This is a genomic window from Saccharospirillum alexandrii, from assembly GCF_004000275.1.
In the GTDB taxonomy this organism is placed as follows: Bacteria; Pseudomonadota; Gammaproteobacteria; order Pseudomonadales; family Natronospirillaceae; genus Saccharospirillum; species Saccharospirillum alexandrii.
This window is the reverse complement of sequence record NZ_RCIP01000001.1, coordinates 1-22,883: the sequence shown is the minus strand read 5'-3', so window position 1 is coordinate 22,883 and position 22,883 is coordinate 1. Positions and strand designations below refer to the sequence as shown.

Sequence of the window (22,883 nt, the reverse complement as noted above, 5' to 3'; positions counted from 1 at the left end):
AGCTGTCCACCCTATTGAATTCATGTAAACCTCGGGAGCCATTGTGCACCAGCCAAATACACCCTATGACAAGTAATCCAGGCGACTCTGCCAAGCAACCACCGTCGCGTTCGGCACTCTCGTCCCCGATTTTCCGGGACTATTTCATTGCCACCAGCTTCGCCACCCTGGGGATCTGGATCGCCCGCTTTCTGATCGGCTGGAGCGTGTGGGAAGTTACGCTGTCCCCCTTATGGGTCGGTGTTACCAGTGCCATTCTGCTGGCCCCGACCTTTCTGTTGTCACCCATATTCGGGGTGATTTCCGATCGCATCGACCCGCGCAGTGGCGTCGTTATCACAGCGTTACTCAACACATCGATTTGCGTTGCCATTGCCCTATTGTTCTTCGTGGATGCGATTAATCTCGCTGCGTTGCTGACGTCTGCTCTGGCGTTCGGGTGTGTCACCGCAGCCCATCACCCAATGCGCCTGGCCCTGGTCCCTAAAATTCTGAGCCGACACCTGTTACCCAGTGGCATCGGAATGACCGCCATCGCCTTCAATGTCTCGCGAATTATCGGCCCGGCGCTGGGCGCCGGCATCATCAGCATTGCCAATGTCGGGGTTGCCTTTGCCCTCTCGGCCCTGTGTTTTTCCGGTACCCTGACGTTTCTGTTGCGCGTTCCACGGGTGGCCCCGGCTGCCCGGGACCGCAGTATCAGCCTGCTGGGTGACCTTCTCGCCGGCTTTCGCTTCATTCGTCAGGCACCACTGGTACGACTGGTATTGCTGATGACGCTAACCAATGGCCTGGTAGGCCGTTCCGTGCTTGAACTTTTACCCGCCATTTCCGGTGAACTGACCAGCGGCAGTGCGCAGAACCTGGCCGTGTTGACCGGTGTCGCCGGTGCCGGCTCCATCATTGGCGGCGTCATAGTCTCACGCCAGCGAGGCGACCTTGCCCGCATCAGCCGACTGGTACTGCTGGCTCTGGTGATCAGTTCGGCTGCTTTGCTACCCCTGCTCAAGCTGAACAGCCTGGTGTGGCTGATCGGCATTATCTGCCTGTGCAGCCTGGCCATGACGGTCATCGGTACCGGTTGCCAGGCGCTGATCCAGATGATGATAGATGACCAGTACCGGGGGCGTGTCATGAGTATCTGGACCGTGGTCAGCATGGGTAGCCCGGCCATCGGCGCCCTGGTAATCGGGAGCCTGTCGGAATGGTTTGGTCTGATCCCCACTCTGGTCAGTCTGGCTGCCCTGGCTCTGGCGTTCAGCCTGAACCTTACCCGGCAACGCCGGCGGTTTGCCAATGTCTGATCAACCTATCTGACGCCCAACTGTCGCTCCAGGGAGTACACCTGCTGACGAAGCGCCTGCAACTCTTCCAGCAGGTCCATCGCCACCGCCACCCCTTGCCAGTCGAGATCCAGCTCCCGTTTGAGGCGAACTGCCTGATGCAAAGTCGGCACCACCGACACCTGAAATTGCCAGCGATCGGCGGCGACGGTTTCTGGTGCAATCAACCCCAGCTCCACCAACTCAACCACCAGTGTCTGCTTGAGTCCGCACCGTTCGCATAGATCATTCAAGCTCAGCCAGACCCCGGTTTCATGCAATTGGTGTTCATCAATAATGACGGTGTTGATGTCTTTGCTCATAACCCTTTCTCCAGCGATTTTCTGGGGTTAAACCCCGATTCCGCGTCGGCCAGCTCCCGATACAGCGATTCCGCCCTGGCCGAGTGATGGGCAGGCAAGGTCAACTGCACAGTAACGATCAGGTCCCCGGTTGGATTTTGACCCAGGCCCCGTCCTTTCAGACGCAGCTTTTTGCCGCCCACCGAGCCTTTGGGAATGCTCAGGTTGACCGGCCCGGTGAGTGTCGGGACTACGACCTTTGCACCCAGCGCCGCTTCCCAGGGGGCAACAGGAAGCGTTAACAACAGGTCTCGCCCATCGACCGCGAACACAGGGTGTGGCGCCAGTTCTATTTCCAGAAACAGATCGCCGGCAGCTCCCCCGCTGTGCCCCGGGCCACCCTGTCCAGCCAGACGGATGCGCTGTCCGGCAACGACGCCGGCCGGTATTTTCACATTCAGCGTTTTGGTTTTGTGATACATCTGCCCACGGGCATCGGCCGCCGGCATGTCCAGCTTCAGGGTGCGCTGAACCCCTTGCACTGCCTCTTCCAGAAACAGGGCCAACCGGTGATGCATATCCTGCCCGCGATGACTGAAAGAACGTCCCCAATCGCTGGCACCTGACTGACGAAACCCGCTACCCGTCATACCCTCTCCAGCCATGCCACCGCCAAAGACAGACCTGAAAAAGTCACTGAATTGCCGGCTGGCTTCGTCGTCACTCATGCCGGCACCGGCGCCTGCAGAGCGGCGGCCACCTGCGCCAGCGCGCAAAGCCCTGATTTGATCATATTCAGCCCGCTTTTCAGCATCGCTGAGGACTTCATAGGCCTCTCCAACCTCCTTGAACTTTGCTTCGGCGTCCTTTTCCTTGCTGACATCAGGGTGGTATTTTCTGGCCAGCTTGCGATAGGCCTGTTTGATCTCGGCCTGGGTCGCCTTGTCCGCAACGCCCAGCACCTTGTAGTAGTCTTTAAATTCCATAATCTGAGCTAAGCTCCTGAATCATCGAACCAGCCGGACGACTGGCATAGCGGTATACCCTGGATAAGTCCCCACAGTTAAGCCTCTGAAGCCAAAAACAGCAATACACCGGGCTGAGTCGTGAAACAGCCTCACCCTGCAGCATGACTTTCAATTAATCGCTGGAATGCTATTGTTTGCAAAACAGACAGGCGAGACCTTTCCAGCGTGCAATTGGGTAGTACACCAGAACAAATCGAGCTGAGGCGCACACTGGTGCTGATGCGCTTTTTCGCGGTTTCCGGCAATTTGATCATGGTGCCCTTTGCCTTGCTGGCCGTCTGGCAGGGCATCTGGATCCGTTTCTGGATTTTGCTGCTGGTTATTTGCGTCATCACCACCCTGGTAGTGACCGCACATGTTCGCCAGCAGACACGCCTTGCCAGAGTCGCACTGGCCTTAGTGCTGTGCCTGTTTGCCCTGCATTTGACCGTCTCTGGCGGACAGGATGGCACAGGCGTCTACTTTGCCTTTACGCTGATCCCGATGATGATCGTCATTGCTGGCTGGCGCTGGGGTCAGATACTGGGTGGCCTGTACACGCTGATGCTGATCGCCGCCATTCTGATCGACTGGCCCTGGCTGTACCCCTATACCCTGGAAGCCGTGCCCCGCCTGATCGCTGCTACGCTGTTTATTGTATTGCTGAGCCTGCTCATCGAATGGACCCACGTGCAGTCTTACCTGGCGATAAAACACACGGCTGACGTACACCGGAAAAACTCCCTGACCGATCCGCTGACTGGCCTGATGAACCGGCTTGGGCTGGAGCGGCAGCTGTTAAAATGGGAACAGACTGCTCAATTGGCCACTGTTGCCCTGATCGACATCGACCATTTCAAGGCCGTCAATGATCGCTATGGCCACGATGTGGGAGACAGGGTGCTCTCCACCTTTGCTAAAGTTCTGCGCAACAACTTGAAGGAATCCGACAGCGTCTGCCGTTGGGGTGGCGAGGAGTTTGTGCTGGTGATGATAGGCCTGACTGAAGCGGAGGCGTTGCCGATCGTCGACGAACTGCGCAAACTCATCGCCAGTCGCCGGTTTCAGTTCGATGAGCACAACATCGGCCTGACCTTCAGCGCCGGTCTGGCGGCGTTTAACGGCGAATCGGAATTCAAACGAGCGCTGAAACTCGCTGACCAGCGGGTATACCAGGCCAAGTCCAGTGGGCGCAACCGTGTTGTCTCGGGAGATAGCGGTCACTGACCGCTTCAGTTTCTCTTACTGGCAAGTCAGCACAACTCGCTTTAGATGTTCATCCTGACCGGCAAGCCCCATCAACTGAACGCCGATGTGCTGTCCGTGAGAATCAACCCCGGCAGGCATTGTAATAGCCGGGCTGTCGAGCAGACTGGCCACCATACTCAACCTGAGGCAGGCTGTATTGGCCGCCCGATAGGCCTCATCGTCCTGCAACAAGGGCGCCAGGAACGGGGCCGTTTGCGCCACCGTCGGTGACAGCAACACAGCCGAACCCAACTGCTCTTCTAATGCCTGCTGCAGAACGCGCCGCTCACGATACAGCCACACCACATCGGCTGCAGAGCGTTGTTCAAACGCCAGAATCCGGTCCCGAACCCGCGGGTCAAACCGGTCCGCAGGTACCCGCTCGAGCAACTCCTTGTATTCAGCCAGGGCTTCAAACCCACCCAGCCAGCCAAAACGGGCGGTTAGCTGATGACATTGCCCGACAACCGGCACGGCCTTGCGCACCACTCTGATGCCCCTCGACTCCAGTTGATCGGCGTACTGCCGTGTTGCCAGCCCGACTGCCTCTTCCAGACGGTCATCGTCCAGTGCCTGTTCATCCAGCACGACGGTTACCTGGTCGGATGCCAGAGGCCAGCGAGGCTCAGAGACCTGGTTGCGAAAGACATCATCCACCGCCAGGCAGTCTTCCAGCGTACGGGCGATGACGCCTGGCGTATCCAGGCTGCGCCCTAGGGGCACCACGCCGCGGGTCGAGTGTTGGCCAGTCGTCGGTCGGTAGGACACCAATCCATTAAAAGCCGCGGGTATGCGCAGCGAACCGGCGGTATCGGTGCCCGCCGCTACCGGAACCAGTCCCTTGGCAACGGCAACGGCCGAGCCGCTGCTGGAGCCACCGGGCACGCGGGGTTTACCGCTACCAGGCGTTGCATCCGGTGTGCCGTAGTGCGGGTTCATGCCCAAACCGGAAAACGCCAGCTCCGTCAGATTCGTCTTGCCGATGCTAACCAGGCCTGCCTGGCCGGCCCGGTACACAATGTCGGCATCCCTCGAGGCCGGTTCACTGAACACCCGCCCCCCGGCGGTGGTGACTTCACCGGCCACATCGAATAAATCTTTCCAAGCAATCGGCACCCCATCCAGAGGCCCCAGGCGACAACCATGCGCTTGTCGCCATGCCGATTGTTCCGCTTCGCGGCGAGCCCGGTCATGAAGAACCTTCAAATAAACGGCGGGGTATTGGTCTGCTTGCTTGAGCGCTTGTTCGGCCAACTCGACCGGGCTCACCTCGCCTCGGGCTATGGCTTCCCCAAGTTGCAGTGCGGTTGAAGACTGAATTGACATCAGAGGGCTCCAGGGTCAGGCGACCGGAGCAGAACGCCGGCGGCCCCGCTCAGGGCGTAAGATTGTTGAGTGACTGTTTGACTTTATCGATGGCATCCATGATGCGGTCGCGGTCATAGTTGCGCACTTTTTCAACGTCCATCGACAGTGAAAACCCTTCCAGATCCACTTCGGTGTAACTGTGACGGGCGCCCAGGTCCTTGCGGAAATCGACGACCTGATAGACCGGCACGGGACGGGAAAACCCCTTGGCATTTATCCGGCCTTTCTCGCGGCACAGAATGGTGTCTTTTATCAGGGCATAGGTTTCATAGGAAACCAGAATTTCACCGGGCTCAGCAGACGATTCGAGCCTGGAAGCCAGGTTCACCTCTTTGCCGAGAATGGTGTAATCCATACGGGTTTCGGCACCAAAGTTGCCCACGGTACAGTAACCACTGTTAATACCCATGCGAATTTCCAATGGGTGCTGTATGCCCTGCGCTCGCCAGCGCTGTCGCAATATACGCATCAGCTTGCGCATCTCGATCGCCATCGATACGCAAGCCAGGGCATCCTTGCGCACCCCTTTGGATTCCGGGTCGCCAAAAAACACCATGATGGCATCGCCGATAAACTTGTCGATGGTGCCGCCGTACTTCATGACGACACGGCTCATTTCGGTGAGGTAGGTGTTGATCAGTTCAGTCAGCGCTTCAGCTTCCATCATTTCCGAAATCTCGGAAAAGCCTTTGATGTCGGAAAAAAACACTACCAGCCGCTTGCGCTGAGTTTCCAGCTTCACATCCCGTTTGCCCCGAAAAATGGTCTCCCAGACTTGCGGCGACAGGTATTTCGACAACTTTTGAGACAGCCCCCGATATTGCTGGCTTTGGCGCTGCAGCTCCTGTCGCGTCATTTTCAGGTAACGGGCTTGCTGCGCCGTGTAATAGGCATTCACGCTGACATGCAGGCCCGCGCCAAAGGCCGCAATAACATTGGTCAGCACGGTGGTTTCAGTGAATACAGGCTGCGGTTCGATGAAGTACATCACCCCCGCGCCCAGCGCCACAAAGAGCAAACACAGCACGTACGACGAGGTTCGCCCCACGCAAATGAAACTGGCATTGGCCATGATCAGCAATAGCATGGTTGGTACCAGCGGTGACCCCATAGCAACCAGGATGGCACCGATAAAAAACGCATCGAACAACATCAGCGTATAACCCACATGCTTCGGGAAGCGCCGGCGCATGGGAAGGCTGAGAAAGCGGATCAGAGTTGGGTACAGCAAACAGAACCCGACAATGATCGAGAACTGATTGGAAATCTGGCCCGCATACAAAATACTCACCAGGGTGCCGGCCAGAGTCAGGTAGATCAACGAGCGGGAATTGAACTCGGCCGAGATCGGAAGCACGGTAAAATCATCAGTCAGCTCAATATCGGCAACCGATTGGGTGTCTGTACCCCGGGGAGGCACCTTGCCTTTCGGGTCTGTTGCCCGACGCCCGCGAATGGGGGCCGACGGCCTGGGTGTGCCATTCTTTTTATTGTCAGTGGCCATGTGCCGTTTCTGCATCCCGTAGCAACCCCAGTTGGCTCAGGGGCTTATGTTAAACGAATCAGATGGGTACGATAACTGAAAATGTGCGTTAAATCACTGAGTGGACCATGACCCAAAACCCCGAATCCAAAGCTCCGGCACAGCCGGCACTCGCCCTGCTACAGCAGCGGGTTTCACACCCACGGCTGACCGACCCTGGTCCCAGTCAGGCACAAATGGCCGACCTGTACAGGGCCGCGATGCGAGCACCAGACCACGCCTGGCTTCGCCCCTGGCGATTCATTGACGTCAGTGGCGACGACCGCACCCGTCTGGGTGAGCACATGGCCCACAGCGCCCGGACAGACGACCCTGGCCTGACCGACAAGCAATACCAGAAACTCCTCAACAGCCCACTGCGGGCGCCCCTGGTGCTGATCGCCTGGGCCAAGATAAGTGAACACCCCAAAGTACCCGCTATCGAACAGGTACTTGCCACCGGCGCCGCCGTCACCAATCTGATCAACGCCGCCCACGCCCTGGGCATAGGCGCCGTCTGGCGCACCGGTGCACCGGCCTACAGCCCCACGCTCAAGCAGACCCTCGGACTGGCGGCAACCGACCACATAGTAGGTTTCATCTACCTCGGCACGCCTTCAGGCGAAGACAAGCCCATTCCAGCCCTAAACCCCGCCGATTTCGTCAGCCAACTACCGGCCTGAGCAACCCCGCACAGCGCGGTCATAGAGACCGCGCCACTTTAGACCTAACTGGTTGTTTTACCTCAAAAACTTGCAAAACCACCAGCCATCCTATAACCTTCGCCGCCGTTGTTTGCCGCTGTGCAAACAACCGATATGGTGAGGTGGCCGAGTGGCTGAAGGCGCACGCCTGGAAAGTGTGTATACGGAAACGTATCGAGGGTTCGAATCCCTCCCTCACCGCCAGATTCCACAAAAAAGCCCCCGCTCCGCAAGGAGTGGGGGCTTTTTTGTGGAATCTCGGCCGTGCGGGCGGTGTGGACGAACCCTCCGGTTCGACTGAACGCCAGGAGCGTTCAGGGCCGCCAAAGGCGCACGCAGTGCGGGGCACACGGATGTGCCCCGGCCAATCCCTCCTCCGTCGGCCCCCGCTACCGTGCCAACTCATCTCCGCAAGGAGTGGGGGCTTTTTTGTGGAATCCTGGTTGTGCGGGCGGTGTGGACGAACCCTCCGGTTCGACTGAACGCCAGGAGCGTTCAGGGCCGCCAAAGGCGCACGCAGTGCGGGGCACACGGATGTGCCCCGGCCAATCCCTCCTCCGTCGGCCCCCGCTACCGTGCCAACTCATCTCCGCAAGGAGTGGGGGCTTTTTTGTGGAATCCTGGTTGTGCGGGCGGTGTGGACGAACCCTCCGGTTCGACTGAACGCCAGGAGCGTTCAGGGCCGCCAAAGGCGCACGCAGTGCGGGGCACACGGATGTGCCCCGGCCAATCCCTCCCTGGTCGGCCCCCGCTACCGTGCCAACTCATCTCCGCAGGGAGTGGGGGCTTTTTAGTGGGTTCCCGGCCGCTAGGGCGATATGGATGAACCCGCCCGTTACAGTCCTAACCAATAAAACGCTTACTGCCGCACCAACCGCCGGTTATCCACCACAAACCCCTCATCATTCGACCGGTACGGGTTAATATCCAATCCACCCCGCCGCACATACCGTGCATAAACGGTCAAACGCTTGCAGCCGCAATACCGCCTTAAATCCTGAAAGATCCGCTCAACACACTGCTCGTGAAACTCATTGTGCTGGCGAAACGAAATCAGGTATTTCAGCAGTGATTCACGATCGATGCGTGGGCCGCTGTAGTCAATCACAACGCTGCCCCAATCTGGCTGGCCGGTTACCAGGCAATTGGATTTCAGCAGGTGGCTATGCAGCACTTCCTCGACATCCCGGGTAGCATCCGCATGCAGCAAATCGGGCTTGGTCTGGTAGTGTTCAATCTCGATGTCGAGTTCATCCAGGCACTCACCCGGCAGCGTGGTGATGTCTGCGCTGTGGCCCATCTGATTCAGAGGTACCAGCGTTACCCGAACCGGTGCTCCTGCGGCTGCCGACAGGTCACGCTCCAAAAGCTCGGCCACGGCGCGCAGGCTGTCAAACCGGGTCTGATTAAACGAATTCAGATACAGCTTGAACGATTTCGACTCAATCAGCCGCGGTGACTCGGCCGGTATGAATATCTCACCCATAGCCACGAGCGGCTTGCCACGATGGTTCAGCCAGGACAACTCATACGCATTCCACACATCAACGCCACGAAAGGGTAGCTGTTGCGAGTCGATGCCAATTTCATCCCGCTTGCCCTGTCGCTCTATCGGAAACAGCAGGCTCGCATCGTAGTGATCGATGTAGGCGCTGGTCTTTCCCAGCGGTGAAGCTTCAGGGGTAGCCATGGTCAGTCTCCGTGGTCGAACGTATTAGCTGCGCAGGCCTCGCCCGGTGTGCAACAGGTAAAGTGCCCAGCTCATCAGCAGGGCAACAAACATCAGTAACATGCCATAGGCCGCCAGCACCGGTATGTCGCTGTGCCCGATAATGCCATATCTAAAGGTGTTTACCATGTACAGAATCGGGTTGAGCTTGCTGACCCATTGCCAAAAGTCGGGCAACAGTGACACCGAGTAAAATACCCCCCCCAAATACGTCAGTGGCGTCAGAATGAAGGTGGGCACGATGGTGACATCATCGAACTTGGTGGCAAAAATCGCGTTGATGAGACCGGCGGTTGAAAAGACAACCGCCGTCAGCAAAATAACACTGAGCGTCACAAAAGCATTGTGTACTTGCAAGTCAGTAAACCAGAGACTCAACAGTGTCACAATAAAGCCACAGGCCAACCCACGGGCAACACCGCCGACCACGAAACCGAGCATAATGACCCAGTTCGGAACCGGTGCGACCATCAGTTCTTCAATGGATTTCTGAAATTTGTTCGAGAAAAAACTGGAGCTGACGTTACCGTAACTGTTGGTGATTACCGTCATCATGATCAGGCCAGGGACGATGAACTGCATGTAATCGTAACCGTCCATGGTACCGATGCGGCTACCAATCAGATTGCCGAAAATAATGAAGTACAACACCATGGTAATAGCCGGTGGAAGCAGCGTCTGCATCCAGATACGGGTAAAACGGCGAACTTCTTTATAAACAATGGCCGAAAATGCGACCCAGTACGGATGATTCACGCGCCGGCCTCCTGTTTGCTGTGGGTGGTGAGATCAACAAAAAGCTCTTCAAGCCGGTTCGTCTTCGGTCGAATGCTGACAACCTCCAACCCCTTGGCTTCCAATTGGGAAAACACCTCATTCAGGGATTGCTCGCGACTCAGATCGAACTCGATGCTGTGCTCGTCCAACAGCCGGCTATTGAAACCATCCAGGTCAGGGGCAATGGTCACGGTGCCACGCACGTCGACCACATAGGTCGAGCGTTGTTTGCCTTTCAGTAAGGTCTTCGTTGGTGCCTGTGCGACGATTTCGCCGTTATCGATGATGGCGATGTTGCGGCAGAGGCTTTCCGCTTCTTCCAGATAGTGAGTCGTCAGAATAATGGTGGTGCCCTGCTTGTTCAGCCGCTTCAGAAACGCCCACATTGACCGGCGAATCTCGATATCGACGCCCGCAGTCGGTTCATCCAGAATCAGCATACGGGGTTCATGCACCAGCGCCCGGGCAATCATCAGGCGTCGTTTCATGCCTCCGGAGAGCATGCGCGCGGGCACATCGCGCTTGTCCCACAAATCGAGCTGTTTCAGGTAAGTTTCAGACCGGGCTTCGGCCAGCTTGCGCTTGAGGCCATAGTAGCCTGCTTGCTGGATAACGATGTCCTGCACTTTCTCGAACGAATTAAAGTTGAATTCCTGGGGCACGACACCGAGGCTGCGCTTTACAGCTTCCCGCTCGGTGGCCAGATCATAGCCACACACCTTCACGCTGCCCTCGCCTTTATTGACGAGGGAGGACACGATGCCCAGGGTGGTCGATTTACCGGCCCCATTAGGGCCGAGCAGGGCAAAAAAATCGCCCTCTTCAACGCTCAGGTCGATGCCCTTCAGGGCGACAAAACCATTGTCATAGACCTTGCGAAGCTGTTGGATTTCGAGCGCTTTAGTCATGAAAGTCCTGTTCTGGTAGTCAGTCGCGACGCAGCGCCCGGATCAGCAGGGTGATCGTGGTGGCACGGCGATTGAAACTTTGCTGCTATGCTGGTGATCAGGCAACCTGACCGGCAATGTGGTGCGTATAAGTGGTTGCTAAAGTCATTATTTCAATGGAGCCAAGATGAAAGTCCTGATTACCGGTGTCACTGGCCTGCTGGGCTCGCAACTCGCCCGGCATTATTCCCAACACGGGCACGAGGTCTGGGGGCTGGTACACAGCACCCCCGTGCCCAGCGACCTGGCCCGGCACATAACCCAGGTTCGAGCGCCCAGTGAATTGACCGGGCATTTTAACCTGGCCATCAATCTCGCCGGGGCCAGTATTGCCGGTGGACGATGGTCGGCCAAGCGCAAGCAACTGTTACGAGACTCACGCATCGGCTTTACCGACTCACTGCTCGCACCGCTACCGACCGAACAATACCGTATAGACCATCTTATTAGCGGTTCCGCCATCGGTTACTACGGTTCCACCACTGAGACGGTCACTGAACAATCACCAGCCGGGTCCGATTTTTCCGCCCGCATGGTGGCTGACTGGGAAGCCAGTGCTCTGGCAGGCCAGGCACACATCGATAAAATCACCTTAATCAGAACCGGTCTGGTGCTCAGCAACCGGGGCGGGTTGTTAAAACAGCTGGCGTTGCCTGCCCGGCTCGGTCTGGCGGCCAGACTGGGTAAGGGGAATCAGGGTCAATCCTGGATTCACGAGGCCGACTGGCTCGCAGCGGTCACCTGGTTGCAGGAACAGGGCCACACCGGAGCTTTCAATCTAACGGCACCGGGGCCGGTATCACAGGATACGTTCAGCCGCACACTGGCCCGGCAGCTGAACCGCCCTTACTGGCTGAAAGTCCCTGCAGCGCCTTTGCGCTGGGGTATGGGCGAGCTGGCTGACCTGGTGCTCAATGGCCAATGGGTGATCCCCGCCGGATTAAAGGAACAAGGTTTTAACTTCGCATTTCCGGATCTGGAATCGGCCTTACGCGACCTCTTTGGCGAGCACTGATAAGCGTCGATATTTGCCGTATACTCCCGGCCTTCAACAGCCCGGCTGACTGTTAAAAGCCCGGGCAAGCACGTCGCTCAGGAACTCACAATGTTTGATGTCACGCCGTTTCGCGGCCTTGTTTTTGATATGGATGGCACTCTGGTCGAAAGCGGCCCGCTGCATGAAATTGCCTGGCGGGAAACATTAGCCAAGTACCATCTTCCAGTAAATGCCCGGCTGATGCATAGCCTGGCCGGTGTTCCCACGCGTGAGACCTTGCTGCGGGTCGCGGCGGAAACCGGGTATCCGCTGAGTGCCCCGGTAGAGGAAATGAACGCCTTTAAAGAAGCTCTGGTCGCCGATCTGGCACCTCGTTACGTCAAGGCCACTCGCCTTGAGGAACTGGCGCGCGAGCATTTTGGCAAGCTGCCCATGGCGGTTGGCACCGGCGCTTACACCGCCGAGGCACGGGACATTCTGAACCACTGCGGTATTTTGTCATTATTCGACGTTGTGGTCGGTGCCGACCAGGTAACCCACCCGAAACCCGCGCCGGATACCTTTCTCGCCTGTGCTGAGCAACTTGGCTGCTCACCCGGAGACTGCGTGGTTTTCGAAGACGCCGATCTCGGGTTGGAAGCTGCCCGCGCCGCGGGCATGACAGCCGTAGATGTACGCACTGAATTTCAGTTCATTAACGACTACTTCCTCAATGGCTGATTCCATTATGCATGGCGAGACAACGGCGATAAACTCGAATAGCTGTCATCCACTGGTCGCCAGTACCCTGTGAGACGCTGATTCCAGTTACGGATTTCCGGCGCCATTCTCAAGTCACTGACGTTCAGCCCCAGCCGGGCAAGTATCGCTGTCATGGCGGTTTCGGCTGCGGGCGCTGATCCGGTATCCATTTTCAATGCGATACCGGCGTTCAATTCAGGAATAGCCGCAATATAAACGCCCTCAGCGCCGACTTTGAGAAAAGCACGGCCTTTCAGTTCCGACATCACTTCACTGCAATAGCGCCCGGTACCGGCCACCATCATCGGTTCGCTGACGGCGGCGTCGTACAGTTGCAACGCAGCCTGCTGATACAGGCCCGGTAACTGATCCGGGTCGCCGAAGCGGGCAAACCCGAGCGCCAGGTTTTTCAGTGGCATCGCCCAGGTTGGCACACTGCAGCCATCTGGCGCCATGGGCGCCCCTTCAAGACGAGTATCACAGCAGGTTTCAATGCATTCTCGAATGGCAATCTGCACCGGATGATCTACCTCAATGTAGCCCTCTGTGTCCCAGCCCATGTGTCGCGCCAGCGCCAACATACCGACATGCTTGCCAGAGCAGTTGTTGTGCCGGGCTCCTGGTGTCTGTTGCTGCCAGGCAAGGTCGATCAGCGCCTGTTGCTGCATGGGCCAGTGTTCGCCGCATTCCAGTGCCGGCTCGGCCAGTTCCAGCTTTTGCAACATGGCCAGAGCCGTGTTCGTGTGAAGCGCCTCGCCGTTGTGCGAGGCGCAGGTCAGTGCCAGTTCCGCTGGTGTAAAGCCAAAGGCTTTGGCCGCACCACTGGCCACCATGGGCAGTGCCTGAAAGGCCTTGATCGACGAGCGCGGATACGTCAGCGCATTCACATCCCCAACGGACCACAACGTCTCACCGCTGCTGCGTACGATAACTGCCCGCCCGCGATGGGTGCTTTCAACAGCATCACCACGAACCACTTCAACCAGAACAGGGTTGGCTGACATGACTTTGAACTCCAGCGACTGATAACAAAAGGTCGGTCACAGTACCAAAAATTAACAGAGACGAGTACGAATTCCCGGATCCAACGGGACAGCATCGCGCCACACCGGTAAACTGGCTCTCGGTTCATTCCCGGCAAAAAAGGAGCAACGTATGGCGAGCAAGTGGGCACAGCGGTTTTTCCAGATGGCGGAGCTGGTCGGCTCCTGGAGCAAAGACCCGTCTACGCAAGTAGGTGCGGTGATCACTCAGGGCAACCGCGTTGTATCGCTTGGTTTCAATGGTTACCCACACGGGGTGTCAGACCGTGCCGACACCGATGACCGCGAAATGAAGTACGCCAAGACCATTCACGCCGAGGAAAACGCCATCCTTTTTGCCAAGCGGGATCTGGCCAACTGTGAAATCTGGGTCACGCACTTCCCCTGCCCCAACTGCGCCGCCAAAATCATACAAACCGGGATTACCATGGTGCACTGCCCGGTTCAGACAGAAGACTTCCTGTCGCGCTGGGGAGAGAAAATCACCATCAGTGAATCCATGTTTGAAGAAGCCGGGGTCCAGGTACACTGGTTCAAGGAAGCACTGGCAGGGCACCCTGCCTGACGAATAGAGCCGTCAACAGTCAGTTCGTCACTCTCGCATGGCACCGGCAGTTGATTGGTGCACTTCCCCGACTGCCACGCAAAAGTGCCGCTCCCCGCAAGTAGCGAGTTTCGGCCAGATCAGCCTTTGCCTTGACACCTCAATGTCAGACTTGCAGCCATCAGTGCACTCGCTGAGGGTACCGGTAACAGACTCCTGCTGGTAAAGCTGAGACAACAACACTTCCCCTCCAAGAAAACGATTTCAACCATCGGTCCCCATGACCAATCCCTCGTTATGCGGGGCTATCAGCCTTATTCTTCAAGCTTGATCACTTTCATAAAAAATTTTCTTGAAAACGTTACCAAGCGTGCTCATACTCTCTTCCAATCTAAAATTAAAAGCGTCGATCACAGTCGCCAAAAATAACCACAAGAAAGTAAACGAGGTATTGCACGTGCAGGAGACATCTGGTCAAAGCAGATGGCATGCACTGACGCCATGGCTGTTTATGTTGCCTGCCATGTTGCTGTTCGCTGTTTATGTCATCATTCCTATCTTTCAAAGCATCTGGATCAGTTTTTTCGACTGGGACGGTATTGGCGATAAAGTCTTCATCGGCTTTGGCAATTACGCAGAACTGATGGACGACCCCCAGTTCTGGACAGCTCTGTGGAACAACGTTCTCTGGCTGCTTTTCTTTATGCTGGCCGTCCCCATCGGCCTGGGCGTCGCCCTCTTTCTGAACCAGCAAGTACTGGGCATTCGCGCCGTCAAGTCACTGTTTTTCTTCCCCTTTGTAATCTCTCAGGTCATCGTCGGCGTGGTTTTCTCCTGGTTTTACGACCCAAGCTCCGGCCTGCTGCAAGACATCATCGGCATCTTCGGGTTCGAACCCCTGCCCATTCTTGCCAGCGAATCCATGGCTACCTACGGCATCATTGCTGCCGGTCTCTGGCCGCAAATCGCCTACACCATGATTCTCTACCTCACCGGCCTCAATAACCTGAGCCCGGACCAGATCGAAGCGGCCCGTATGGACGGCGCGCACGGCTGGAGCATGCTGTGGAAAGTCATCATTCCGCAATTGCGCCCGGCGACCTTTATTGCCGTGGTGGTTACCGTCATCGGCGCGCTGCGCTCCTTTGACCTGGTCGCCACCATGACCGGCGGTGGCCCCTATGGCAGTACCACGGTACTGGCTTTCTTTATGTACGAGCAATCCATCTTCAGTTATCGCATGGGGTACGGGGCTGCCATCGCGACCGTTCTGTTCCTGCTGATGCTGGTGTACATCGCATTTTTCCTGTGGCGCATGCTGCGTGCGGAACGAGGGTAAGACATGTTTCCGACTCCCATACAACAAACGTCCCGCTTTACCCAGATCAGCTACAAGGTCGCGCTGCCGCTGACCATCCTGATCTGGCTGCTGCCGCTGGCCGCCATCATGATGACCTCGGTGCGTTCCATTGCCGACATCAATGCCGGCAACTACTGGGGCTGGCCCGAGCAATGGATGCTGATCGAGAACTACACCGAAGTCTTCGCCCGAACCAACATGGGCCGCTACCTGCTGAACAGTGTGCTGATTACCGTGCCGGTCATGATCTTTTCGGTCGGTCTGGCCACCATGGCTGGCTTTGCCCTGGCCAAGTACAAGTTCCGGGGGCGCATCGCCATCTTTGCCGTCTTTATCGGGGGAAACTTTGTTCCGTTCCAGATTCTGATGATTCCGGTTCGCGATCTGACCATTCAAACCGGCTTGTACGACACCATCTGGGCGCTGATTATTTTCCACACCGCCTTCCAGACCGGCTTTTGCACGTTGTTTATGCGCAATTTTATCGTCGGTTTACCGGATGAACTGTTTGAATCCTGCCGCCTGGAAGGGGCCAGCGAATGGCAAATTTTCACCAAGATCGTTCTGCCTCTGGTACGGCCTGCGCTGGCTGCGCTCTCGGTGCTGATTTTCACCTTTATCTGGAACGACTACTTCTGGGCACTGGTATTGGTTCAAAGTGATGAGGTGAGGCCGATCACTGCGGGTATCAGCGCCCTGCGAGGTCAATGGCTGGCGTCGTGGCAACTGATTTCAGCGGGCTCCATTGTGGCCGCGCTGCCACCGGTAATTCTGTTTTTCGCCATGCAACGCCATTTCATTGCCGGCCTGACGCTGGGCGCAACCAAGGGGTAAACATGACGGTCTACGCACTGCATTCAGAGTCGTCTACCCTGCTGATCGAGGCACTGCCGAACGATGCGCCTGTCGTTCGCTACTGGGGCGCCCGGCTGCATCAGTCGCCGGACCCTGTATTGTGGCAACCCGCGTTGCCCCAAGCAGGTCTCGATGAAGTCCGGCCATTGAGCATCGCGCCGACACTGGCCGACGGTACCTTCCTCGAACCCGCCTTGCGTTCGCATCAGCATGGTCAGGGCTGGGCGGAGCAGTGGCAATTGACCGCCACCCAGGCAACAGACGCTGAACTGGCCTTCGTGCTCATCAGTCGTTCAGGCCTGGTCCGGCTTGACTGGCAGGTCACCCTGGATACAGCGACCGATGTTCTGTCGATCCATACTACCCTGACCAACCAGAGCGATGCCGAGCTCGCCCTGGAGCAGTGGCTGACCACCTGGCCACTGCCTCGTGAGCACAACGACGTTCTGTCGTTCACAGGCCGCTGGGTCAACGAATTCCAGCCTCGCCGTCAAGCACTGCCCATTGGCGCACTGGAACTGACTAACCTCAAAGGCCGTACCTCGCACGATCACTTCCCAGGTCTGCTCACCGGATCTCCGGGTTTTACGGCGGAACAGGGTGATGTCTGTGCCTTTCATCTGGGCTGGAGTGGCAACCACCGTCTACGTGTTGAACGTAATCAGCAGGGCCACACCCAATTTCAGGCTGGAGCACACCTGCTGCCCGGCGAAATACAGCTCAAACCCGGCGCGCACTTTACCGCGCCGGTGCTCTACGCCACCCGATCGTCATCGGGCTTCAATGGTATCGCTGCTAATTTCCAGCAATTTGTACGCAGTAACCTCCTAAACTGGCCCGGCAAAGGTTCGCGCCCGGTTCATATCAATACCTGGGAAGCGATTTATTTCGATCACACCCAGAAGGCGCTGGATGACCTGGCCGAGGCCGCCGCTGCCGTTGGTGCCGAGCGTTACGTGCTCGACGATGGCTGGTTCCGGGGTCGCCGTGACGACACCTCTGGGCTCGGAGACTGGACGGTTGACGAAAGCATCTATCCAGACAAACTGCACCCGCTTGCAGCAACATTGAAACGTACCGGCCTTGAATTCGGGCTATGGGTGGAGCCTGAAATGGTAAACCCGGATTCAGATCTGTACCGCGAACACCCGGAATGGGTGTTGGCAATCGCTGAGCAGCATCAGCCTCTGGCACGCCAGCAGCGGGTACTGGATCTGACCAGGGTCGCGGTTCAGACCTATCTGTTTGATCACCTGAATGCCCTACTCGACGAATACCCCATTACCTACTTGAAATGGGATATGAATCGCGACCTGGTTCAGGCCGCCGATGCCCGGGGCCAAGCAGCCACCTTTCGCCAGACCGAGGCACTCTACGCCTTGCTGGCGAAACTGCGTAAAGCGCACCCCGGGGTCGAAATCGAATCCTGTGCGTCCGGCGGTGCCCGAATGGATTACGGCATTCTGCAGCATACTCATCGATTCTGGCTGAGCGACTGCAACGACGCGCACGAGCGCCAGCGCATGCAGCAATGGGCCGCCCTGTTTTTTCCGGCCGAAGTGCTCGGCAGCCACATTGGTCCATCGCACAGCCACACCACAGGCCGTCAGCACACCACAGAGGTTCGAGCGGGGACCGCCCTGTTCGGGCACATGGGCATCGAATGGGATGTTCGTCATCTCAACGATGCAGACCGGCAAGCACTGACAAACGCCATTGACCTGCACAAGGAATGGCGACCGGTCATCCACAACGGGATTCGCCGTTCCCTGCAGCCTGTAGATCCGAATCAAATCGCTTTTCAGATCACTGCTGCACCGCATCACATGATCAGCGTATTTCAGCAGAACATGCCCGAATTGTCGGTTCCGGGATCAATGCGACTTTTAGAGCTACAGCCCGACAAACGTTATCGGCTCTCAATCATCCTTCTGCCCGCAAAAACAGGCCACCTGATGAAAACACGCCCAGCCTGGATGACCCGCGATGAAGTAAGGATTAGCGGTGAGAGCCTGATGAGAGTGGGACTACCACTGCCAGTTATGGACCCGGACAGCTTGCTGGTGCTGGCGGTGAGTGAAGATTAGGTAAATCGATTTGATGCGCTGGCCCAGGCCAGCGACGCAAAAGAAAGCGCTCGAGCGCGAAGAACCGTGTCACCGGACTACCGGTACACATTGAAATGGGGCTCGCCCCAGATGTATCACAACAAAAAAGAAGGACGAGGCTATGAAACTGAAAACCTTACTGACAGCCAGTGCCATCGGGGCCTTATTCATGACCCAGGCCAGTGCTGGTACGCTAGTCATCAACTCCAACCAGTCTGACCCGGCGCCCAAGGCCGCCTGGGGAGAAATCATTGCCGATTTCGAAGCCGCCAACCCGGATATCGAGGTGCGGCTAAACGAATACGACCACGAGGGCTACAAAAGCGCGATTCGCAACTGGCTGGTAACCTCACCACCGGATATCGTGTTCTGGTTCGCTGGCAACCGGATGAAGTACTTTGTCGACCGCGGTCTGTTTGAACCTGTGTCAGACGTCTGGGCCGATAACAATATGGATCGCACGTTCGCCTCCACCCGTGCATCCATGAGCGTTGAAGGCGAGCAATACGGTGTTCCGGCCACTTACTATCAATGGGGCATTTATTACAACGCCGATATCTTTGATGAGCTGGGGTTGAGCGAACCAACAACCTGGGACGAGTTCATGAACGTCAACCAGACGCTCAAGGACAACGGCTACACCCCAATCACCATCGGTACCAAGTTTCTGTGGACGGCCGCCGGCTGGTTTGACTACCTGAACCTGCGCACCAACGGCCTGGATTTCCACATCGACTTGATGGACGGAAAAATCCCGTACACCGATGAGCGTGTCCGTGCGACTTTCGAAAACTGGCGCCAACTGATTGATGCCGGCTACTTCCTTGAGAACCACGCCTCTTATAGCTGGCAGGAAGCGCAAGCTCCTTTGCTTAATGGCGAAGCGGGTATGTACCTGATGGGTAACTTCCTGACGCCGAGCTTCCCCGAAGGTTCTAACTTCGACTTCTTCCAGTTCCCGCAGATCGACCCAAGCGTTGGCATGTTTGAAGATGCACCGACCGATACCGTGCACATTCCTGCTCGTGCGAGCAACAAGGAAGACGCCAAGCGTTTTCTGGCTTATGTTGCTCAGGCAGACGTTCAAACCAAGCTCAATCTGGGTCTGAACCAGCTGCCGCCAAACGCCAACGCTGAAGCCGGTGACAATACGTTCCTGCAACAGGGACTGGACATGCTGTCAGAAGCAGATGGCACCGCACAGTTCTACGATCGTGATACCGATCCGGCCATGGCCGCTGAAGGTATGAAAGGGTTCCAGGAGTTTATGGTTAACCCAGATCGTCTGGATGCCATTCTGACCAACCTGGAACGAGTTCGTCAGCGCGTCTTCCGTTAAGTTCGTTCACTGTCACACCTTTAGGCGACCTGCGGGTCGCCTTTTTTGTGCCCGGATTTTCGCAGCAATGAGCCGTATATAATCCGTAGTACTTGTTTTACCATGATTCTGAAACAGGGAATCACAGGGAAGAACCATGGGTTATTGGCTAAAACGTTTGCTGGTACTGGTGCTGGGTTCACTCAGCCTGCTATTGGCAACACTCTGCTTTAACTGGGGCTTTACCGCTCTCAGCGAATCACGGCAGATGGAGCGGTTACCGCAGTCACCCATTGCGGTTCTTGCCAGCGGCCCTTATGCCGTGGCCGGTCGCACAGAGCGTGAATTGAACGTGTTGACGGCGCCCTACTCCGGGCAATCTGTTTTGTATGTCCGGTATTTGCTGGAAGAGGAATACCGGGATTCAGACGGAGACCTGCGCACACGAACCCTCGACAGTGGGCAACGCAGTACCCGCTTTCAGTTGACGGACGACAGCGGCAATTTGCGCGTCGACCCGACCTTGTCGACCGGTAACATCAACTGGGACGTACAACGCACCTACCGGGTACGCCAGGGCGATTTGATCTACTCGGAATGGACCCTGAGTGAAGGGCAACGAGCTGAGCTTCTGGGTCGTTTTCAGCCCTCGAACCAGACGCTGGTTTTCAACACTCTGAATTTTAATTTGCCTGCGACTATTACCGACTCCAGCTTGCAAGCTGCCGGTGGGCAAAGCCTGTTACGTGCGGCCCTGATCATCTCTCTGGCTGCCGGCCTGGTATCTGTCGGCATCGCTCTGATCCTGATCGGCCTGGGCATTCATCGCTTTATTCTCTACGTCAGCGCCATGACCGTGATCATGATCGTCTATCTCTGGGGCCAGGGCCTTTATCAGCTCGAACAAGACTGGCAACGTGCCGCCTCTCTGTACCAGACCCGAATGACGGCGCTCGGCTCCTCACCCACCCTGGAACAACGAACAGACCTGCTGGCGATGCGATCGTTAATAGCCCGTGGCGCCGAACCCTGGCCAGACCGGTTGTTCTTCCAACAGCTGGCGTCCGATTATTTTCCAGCGCCGGAGGGTCTGGATTCAGCACTGCGACAGGCTGTTGCTGAGCGCATCGCGAACTATCCACGCAATCGTTTCGGCAATGGCTGGGTGGCTCTCCTGGCCAGTATTGGCGGCGCAGGCTTGTCAATCTTACTGCTGTGGCTGGGTATCAGGCGCATCAGACTTAAGCGCCTAATTGAGCATTTGCCTACCGCTGCTACCACGGGGCTGAGCTATGGGCTGGCAGAACTCAAAGGGAAGGTCGACCTGCAGGCAGAGCCACTAACGTCGAAACTGACCGAAAACCCCTGTGTTGCCTTCCACTACCTGGAAGAAGAGAAACGCGGCTCGGGCAAAAAGTCCCGCTGGGTCACTCTGGAAGAGATTGACCGTCGCCTGCCCTTTGAGCTGACCGATGAGTCGGGCAGCGTCTGGGTCTACCCTGAAAAAGCCACCATGCATTATTCGGATACGGTAACTCGCCGCGAGGGCAGACGCCGTTACAAAGAATCCTGGTTACCGCCCGATACCAAGCTCTATTGCCTGGGTTTCGCCGGGCTCGATGCAAACCGGTCAGACCGCCTGGCGTTGCAGCATGAGGACGAACAACCTTATATTGTGAGCACACTCGATGAGCAACGCCTCATCCAACGCAAAGGCGCCCAGGGCTTTCTGTTTACCTCCGTCAGCCTTGGCCTGCTGCTCAGTGCGTTCCTGATACTGCTGGCATATGCCGGCTCGCTAACGCCTGCCGATCTGCTGCTGACCGCTTTGCTCATTCCTGTATTTTTGTTCCTGTATACCCTGATACTTCACTACAACGATCTGATCTTTCTACGCAATCGATGTGACAAATCAAATGCCGACATTCGCACTATTCTGCAGAAAAGACATGATCTGATACCGCGCCTGAATCAGGTATTGCAGGATTATCTGGAACATGAACAGGAATTGCAGACCGCACTGACAAAGCTTCGTACGGCTAACCCTGAGTTAAGTGACAGCCCTGATCAGATTGATCAATACAACGATCAGGTAGAGGCACTTAATCGACAGTTGATCGCCCGGTCGGAAGCGTATCCGGAGTTAAAGGCCAACACCCTGGTAGCAGAGTTTATGGAACAGGTTGAAACTACCGAGAATTATCTGTCGTTGCTGCGTAATGGCTATAACGATGCCGTTGAGCTCTACAATACGCAAATACATTCTTTTCCCGACCTGTTGCTGGCCAAGGCATTTGGGTTTGATGAGAAGGCGTTGTTTAGGCGGTAATACTTGGCCAATTGCCACGTGGAGCATTCACCGGCTCAAGTATTCCCAGTCGCCCACAGAGTGGCCTCCCACAAAAGATAACCCCGCCGACTCCTGGCAGAGGGCAGATTTTTGCCACCCATAAAAAAATCGAAGCGTCGAACCGCCCGAACGATTTCTGTACTTGGGCTGTAAGAGAGTTGTATTCGGCGGTTGGGATGACCTACTCGGGGTGCCGAGCGGTGCTCGTCATCGCTGCGCGACGCGTACCGCGCCCCCGCTACGCACCTTCGGTGCATGGCGGTCACATGGGCCCCGGAATTAGGGAAAGCGCGTCATCCGGTATTCTAAATAAAAAACCCCCGATACCTTTCGGTACCGGGGGTGTTCTATTTAAAAGCTTGACGATGACCTACTCTCACATGGGGAGACCCCACACTACCATCGGCGAGGCTGCGTTTCACTTCTGAGTTCGGCAAGGGATCAGGTGGTTCCACAGCTCTATCGTCGTCAAGCAAACTGGTTGGTCGCTGTCATATGGCTCGGGCTTTCTTACTAGGCCCTGGCTCGTAACAGCGCACCGAATGCGCTCTAATCAAGTTCTTTGCTCTCAAAATTCCGTTCGTCAGTACCAAGCACTGTCGCAGTCTTGCTTTATCTATCCATCGGCGACCCAACACCCC

General features: G+C 56.7%; 19 protein-coding genes, 1 tRNA gene and 1 rRNA gene. 12 read left to right on the top strand and 9 right to left on the bottom strand.

Features of this window, described 5'->3' with window-relative positions; translation table 11 throughout:
• Positions 1 to 65 precede the first annotated feature (65 nt).
• A complete protein-coding gene (locus EP166_RS00105) occupies positions 66 to 1,304 on the top strand; it encodes an MFS transporter (RefSeq protein WP_127554800.1) in 1,239 nt (412 codons plus the stop codon).
• Positions 1,305 to 1,309: 5 nt separating this feature from the next.
• On the opposite strand, the gene EP166_RS00100 is transcribed toward EP166_RS00105, so the two are convergent.
• Together EP166_RS00100 and EP166_RS00095 are read right to left on the bottom strand one after the other, a co-directional pair.
• On the bottom strand, positions 1,310 to 1,645 hold the full coding sequence (locus EP166_RS00100) for a chaperone modulator CbpM (RefSeq protein WP_127554799.1): 336 nt from the start codon (positions 1,643 to 1,645) through the stop codon (positions 1,310 to 1,312).
• Positions 1,642 to 2,610 carry a DnaJ C-terminal domain-containing protein gene (locus EP166_RS00095; protein ID WP_127554798.1) on the bottom strand — a complete coding sequence of 323 codons (969 nt, stop codon included), beginning with the start codon at positions 2,608 to 2,610 and terminating at the stop codon, positions 1,642 to 1,644. The genes EP166_RS00100 and EP166_RS00095 overlap by 4 nt, the downstream gene beginning before the upstream one ends.
• A gap of 207 nt (positions 2,611 to 2,817) precedes the next feature.
• On the opposite strand from EP166_RS00095, the gene EP166_RS00090 reads away from it, so the two are divergent.
• Positions 2,818 to 3,858 carry a GGDEF domain-containing protein gene (locus tag EP166_RS00090; RefSeq protein ID WP_127554797.1) on the top strand — a complete coding sequence of 347 codons (1,041 nt, stop codon included), beginning with the start codon at positions 2,818 to 2,820 and terminating at the stop codon, positions 3,856 to 3,858.
• A 15-nt stretch (positions 3,859 to 3,873) separates the two neighbouring features.
• On the opposite strand, the gene EP166_RS00085 is transcribed toward EP166_RS00090, so the two are convergent.
• Together EP166_RS00085 and EP166_RS00080 are read right to left on the bottom strand one after the other, a co-directional pair.
• Positions 3,874 to 5,205: an amidase family protein gene (locus EP166_RS00085; RefSeq protein WP_127554796.1), complete on the bottom strand. Its 1,332-nt coding sequence runs from the start codon at positions 5,203 to 5,205 to the stop codon at positions 3,874 to 3,876.
• A gap of 49 nt (positions 5,206 to 5,254) precedes the next feature.
• The gene (locus EP166_RS00080; RefSeq protein ID WP_127554795.1) at positions 5,255 to 6,751 is read right to left on the bottom strand and encodes an adenylate/guanylate cyclase domain-containing protein; all 1,497 of its coding nucleotides are present in this window, start codon (positions 6,749 to 6,751) and stop codon (positions 5,255 to 5,257) included.
• Positions 6,752 to 6,858: 107 nt separating this feature from the next.
• On the opposite strand from EP166_RS00080, the gene EP166_RS00075 reads away from it, so the two are divergent.
• The gene (locus tag EP166_RS00075; RefSeq protein WP_127554794.1) at positions 6,859 to 7,452 is read left to right on the top strand and encodes a nitroreductase family protein; all 594 of its coding nucleotides are present in this window, start codon (positions 6,859 to 6,861) and stop codon (positions 7,450 to 7,452) included.
• A gap of 137 nt (positions 7,453 to 7,589) precedes the next feature.
• Positions 7,590 to 7,677, top strand: a tRNA-Ser gene (locus tag EP166_RS00070).
• A 655-nt stretch (positions 7,678 to 8,332) separates the two neighbouring features.
• Here the strand turns inward: EP166_RS00070 and queF are convergent.
• Genes queF through EP166_RS00055 form a run of 3 tightly spaced genes read right to left on the bottom strand, consistent with a single transcriptional unit; the run spans position 8,333 to position 10,887 of the window.
• Complete coding sequence (gene queF / locus EP166_RS00065) at positions 8,333 to 9,163, bottom strand: NADPH-dependent 7-cyano-7-deazaguanine reductase QueF (RefSeq protein WP_127554793.1); 831 nt, start codon at positions 9,161 to 9,163, stop codon at positions 8,333 to 8,335.
• Between the two features lie 24 nt (positions 9,164 to 9,187).
• Positions 9,188 to 9,958, bottom strand: coding sequence for an ABC transporter permease (locus EP166_RS00060; protein WP_127554792.1), 771 nt, complete (start codon positions 9,956 to 9,958; stop codon positions 9,188 to 9,190).
• Complete coding sequence (locus EP166_RS00055) at positions 9,955 to 10,887, bottom strand: ABC transporter ATP-binding protein (RefSeq protein ID WP_127554791.1); 933 nt, start codon at positions 10,885 to 10,887, stop codon at positions 9,955 to 9,957. Before EP166_RS00055 ends, EP166_RS00060 begins: the two co-directional genes overlap by 4 nt.
• A gap of 166 nt (positions 10,888 to 11,053) precedes the next feature.
• Between EP166_RS00055 and EP166_RS00050 the strand changes: the two genes are divergently transcribed.
• Complete coding sequence (locus tag EP166_RS00050; protein ID WP_127554790.1) at positions 11,054 to 11,941, top strand: TIGR01777 family oxidoreductase; 888 nt, start codon at positions 11,054 to 11,056, stop codon at positions 11,939 to 11,941.
• Between the two features lie 90 nt (positions 11,942 to 12,031).
• Positions 12,032 to 12,643 carry a beta-phosphoglucomutase family hydrolase gene (locus tag EP166_RS00045; protein WP_127554789.1) on the top strand — a complete coding sequence of 204 codons (612 nt, stop codon included), beginning with the start codon at positions 12,032 to 12,034 and terminating at the stop codon, positions 12,641 to 12,643.
• Between the two features lie 5 nt (positions 12,644 to 12,648).
• Here EP166_RS00045 and EP166_RS00040 read toward each other — a convergent pair whose 3' ends face one another.
• Complete coding sequence (locus tag EP166_RS00040) at positions 12,649 to 13,668, bottom strand: asparaginase (protein ID WP_127554788.1); 1,020 nt, start codon at positions 13,666 to 13,668, stop codon at positions 12,649 to 12,651.
• Between the two features lie 151 nt (positions 13,669 to 13,819).
• Between EP166_RS00040 and EP166_RS00035 the strand changes: the two genes are divergently transcribed.
• The 6 genes from EP166_RS00035 to EP166_RS00010 all read left to right on the top strand — a co-directional run bounded on the left by EP166_RS00035 (position 13,820) and on the right by EP166_RS00010 (position 22,221).
• Positions 13,820 to 14,272, top strand: coding sequence for a dCMP deaminase family protein (locus EP166_RS00035; RefSeq protein WP_127554787.1), 453 nt, complete (start codon positions 13,820 to 13,822; stop codon positions 14,270 to 14,272).
• A gap of 502 nt (positions 14,273 to 14,774) precedes the next feature.
• Positions 14,775 to 15,590 (top strand): carbohydrate ABC transporter permease, encoded by an 816-nt coding sequence (locus EP166_RS00030; RefSeq protein WP_246026184.1) that lies wholly within the window; start codon positions 14,775 to 14,777, stop codon positions 15,588 to 15,590.
• 3 nt (positions 15,591 to 15,593) lie between these two features.
• Positions 15,594 to 16,445, top strand: a complete 852-nt coding sequence (locus EP166_RS00025) for a carbohydrate ABC transporter permease (RefSeq protein WP_127554786.1) — start codon at positions 15,594 to 15,596, stop codon at positions 16,443 to 16,445.
• 2 nt (positions 16,446 to 16,447) lie between these two features.
• Positions 16,448 to 18,553: an alpha-galactosidase gene (locus tag EP166_RS00020; RefSeq protein WP_127554785.1), complete on the top strand. Its 2,106-nt coding sequence runs from the start codon at positions 16,448 to 16,450 to the stop codon at positions 18,551 to 18,553.
• A gap of 142 nt (positions 18,554 to 18,695) precedes the next feature.
• Positions 18,696 to 19,913, top strand: coding sequence for an ABC transporter substrate-binding protein (locus EP166_RS00015; RefSeq protein ID WP_127554784.1), 1,218 nt, complete (start codon positions 18,696 to 18,698; stop codon positions 19,911 to 19,913).
• Between the two features lie 136 nt (positions 19,914 to 20,049).
• Positions 20,050 to 22,221 (top strand): LemA family protein, encoded by a 2,172-nt coding sequence (locus EP166_RS00010; protein WP_127554783.1) that lies wholly within the window; start codon positions 20,050 to 20,052, stop codon positions 22,219 to 22,221.
• A 378-nt stretch (positions 22,222 to 22,599) separates the two neighbouring features.
• Here the strand turns inward: EP166_RS00010 and rrf are convergent.
• Positions 22,600 to 22,715, bottom strand: a 5S ribosomal RNA gene (rrf, locus tag EP166_RS00005).
• Positions 22,716 to 22,883 lie beyond the last annotated feature (168 nt).

Bases quoted from the DNA above. Each gene is read 5' to 3' on its own strand.
- EP166_RS00105 (WP_127554800.1), top strand. From the start codon at position 66: ATGACAAGTAATCCAGGCGACTCTGCCAAGCAACCACCGTCGCGTTCG.
- EP166_RS00100 (WP_127554799.1), bottom strand. From the start codon at position 1,645: ATGAGCAAAGACATCAACACCGTCATTATTGATGAACACCAATTGCAT.
- EP166_RS00095 (WP_127554798.1), bottom strand. From the start codon at position 2,610: ATGGAATTTAAAGACTACTACAAGGTGCTGGGCGTTGCGGACAAGGCG.
- EP166_RS00085 (WP_127554796.1), bottom strand. From the start codon at position 5,205: ATGTCAATTCAGTCTTCAACCGCACTGCAACTTGGGGAAGCCATAGCC.
- EP166_RS00080 (WP_127554795.1), bottom strand. From the start codon at position 6,751: ATGGCCACTGACAATAAAAAGAATGGCACACCCAGGCCGTCGGCCCCC.
- EP166_RS00075 (WP_127554794.1), top strand. From the start codon at position 6,859: ATGACCCAAAACCCCGAATCCAAAGCTCCGGCACAGCCGGCACTCGCC.
- queF (WP_127554793.1), bottom strand. From the start codon at position 9,163: ATGGCTACCCCTGAAGCTTCACCGCTGGGAAAGACCAGCGCCTACATC.
- EP166_RS00055 (WP_127554791.1), bottom strand. From the start codon at position 10,887: ATGACTAAAGCGCTCGAAATCCAACAGCTTCGCAAGGTCTATGACAAT.
- EP166_RS00050 (WP_127554790.1), top strand. From the start codon at position 11,054: ATGAAAGTCCTGATTACCGGTGTCACTGGCCTGCTGGGCTCGCAACTC.
- EP166_RS00045 (WP_127554789.1), top strand. From the start codon at position 12,032: ATGTTTGATGTCACGCCGTTTCGCGGCCTTGTTTTTGATATGGATGGC.
- EP166_RS00040 (WP_127554788.1), bottom strand. From the start codon at position 13,668: ATGTCAGCCAACCCTGTTCTGGTTGAAGTGGTTCGTGGTGATGCTGTT.
- EP166_RS00035 (WP_127554787.1), top strand. From the start codon at position 13,820: ATGGCGAGCAAGTGGGCACAGCGGTTTTTCCAGATGGCGGAGCTGGTC.
- EP166_RS00030 (WP_246026184.1), top strand. From the start codon at position 14,775: ATGTTGCTGTTCGCTGTTTATGTCATCATTCCTATCTTTCAAAGCATC.
- EP166_RS00025 (WP_127554786.1), top strand. From the start codon at position 15,594: ATGTTTCCGACTCCCATACAACAAACGTCCCGCTTTACCCAGATCAGC.
- EP166_RS00020 (WP_127554785.1), top strand. From the start codon at position 16,448: ATGACGGTCTACGCACTGCATTCAGAGTCGTCTACCCTGCTGATCGAG.
- EP166_RS00015 (WP_127554784.1), top strand. From the start codon at position 18,696: ATGAAACTGAAAACCTTACTGACAGCCAGTGCCATCGGGGCCTTATTC.
- EP166_RS00010 (WP_127554783.1), top strand. From the start codon at position 20,050: ATGGGTTATTGGCTAAAACGTTTGCTGGTACTGGTGCTGGGTTCACTC.